Origin of the sequence: Xanthomonas sp. SHU 166 (genome assembly GCF_000364685.1) — a bacterium.
GTDB lineage: Bacteria > Pseudomonadota > Gammaproteobacteria > Xanthomonadales > Xanthomonadaceae > Xanthomonas_A > Xanthomonas_A sontii.
In genome coordinates, this window is the sequence record NZ_AQOJ01000209.1 from 1 (window position 1) to 1,757 (window position 1,757).

The 1,757-nt window shown below is 69.6% G+C and carries 1 protein-coding gene; it reads right to left on the reverse strand.

All coding sequences use genetic code 11. From position 1 onward, the window contains the following. Positions 1 to 137 precede the first annotated feature (137 nt). On the reverse strand, positions 138 to 1,757 hold a 1,620-nt coding region (gene glyS / locus D180_RS07160; protein WP_017912259.1), incomplete at its 5' end, for a glycine--tRNA ligase subunit beta.

The window sequence follows — 1,757 nt, forward strand, 5'->3', positions numbered from 1 at the left end:
CTGTGGGAGGGACTTCAGTCCCGACGCATTGCGGTGTGCCGAAGCCATTGGCGCCGCGCATTGCCGCCGGAGTTCTACCTGAAAAACGAGAACGGGCCGCGCAAGGCGGCCCGTCTCCGTTTCGACGCTTCTGCTGCTTACGCCGACAGGTGTTCGATCGCCGCGACGCTGCCGAGGCGGTCGCCCAGGCGCTTGAGCAGCGCCAGGCGGTTGCGGCGCAGTGCCGGGTCGTCGGCGTTGACCATCACGCCGTCGAAGAACGCGTCTACCTGCGGACGCAGCCGCGCCAGGAAGTTCAGCACGGTGACGTAGTCGTGCTGGCGCAGCGCGCCGTCGGTCTCGGCGATCGCCGCTTCCACCGCTTCGGCCAGCGCGCGCTCGGCCGGCTCGCGCAGCAGGCCCGCGTCGACCTGCGCCGGAATCTCGCCCTCGGCCTTGCGCAGGATGTTGCGGATGCGCTTGTTGGCCGCGGCCAGCGCCTCGGCCTCCGGCAACGCGGCGAAGGTGCCGATCGCGTCGATGCGGCGGTCGAAGTCGTACAGGGAGGCTGGCTTCAGTTCTGCCACCGCGTTGAACTGCGTCGCCGGCACGCCCTTGTCGGCGTAGTAGCCGCGCAGGCGGTCGAGGATGAAGTCGAAGATCTCCTCGACCTGCTCCAGCGAAACCGTGCCCACCTGATGTTGCCCGGGTGCAGTCTCAGCACCTTCGCGCTTCGCCTCTGCTGCTGCATCCAGCTTCTTCAGCAGGGCGGAACGCCGAATTGCCTCCATCGCCTGGGTCGCAGCCGTCGACAGGAGCGCCTTCACATCCACATCAAACCCACTCTCAATCACCGTCCGCGCCAACCCCAGCGCATTGCGCCGCAGCGCGAACGGATCCTTGTTGCCCGTGGGCTTCAACCCCGCGGCGAACCCGCCGGCCAGCGTATCCAGGCGTTCGGCGATCGCCAGCACCTTGCCCAGCGGCGACAGCGCGATGTCGTCGCCGGCGAAGCGCGGCTGGTAGGCCTCGTCGATCGCCAGGGCGATCTCGCTGGGCTCGCCGTCGGCGACGGCGTAGTGGCGGCCGGCGATGCCCTGCAGTTCCGGGAACTCGTTGACCATGCGCGACTGCAGGTCGTTCTTGCTCAATTCGGCGGCGCGGCGCGCATGCGCCGGGTCCACGCCGACCTGCGCGGCGATCGCTTCGGCCAGCGCGGCCACGCGCTGCACCTTGTCGGCGATGCTGCCGAGCTTGGCCTGGTAGGTGACGCTGGCCAGGCCGGCGCCCATCGCCTGCAGGCCCTGCTTGAGGTCTTCGTCGAAGAAGAACTTGGCGTCGGCGAAGCGCGGGCGGATCACCCGCTCGTAGCCCTTGGCCACTTCGGCGACATCGCGCGAGACGATGTTGGCGATGCCGATGAAGTGCTCGGTGAGCTTGCCGCCGGCGTCCAGCACCGGGAAGAACTTCTGGTTGCTCTCCATGGTCTCGATCAGCGCTTCCTGCGGCACCGCCAGGAACGCCGGCTCGAACCTGCACAGCACCGCCGACGGCCATTCGACCAGGTTCACCACCTGCTCCAGGTTGTCCTCGGCGATGCGCGCGCTGCCGCCGGCCTCGCGCGCGGCCTGTTCGACCTCGGCGACGATGCGCGCGCGGCGCACGTCCGGGTCCACCAGCACCTGCGCGGCCTGCAGTGCGGCCACGTAGTCGCCCGGCTGCGCCAGCGGCACCGGCGCGTCGTGCAGGAAGCGGTGGCCGCGGCTGTCGCGGCCGGC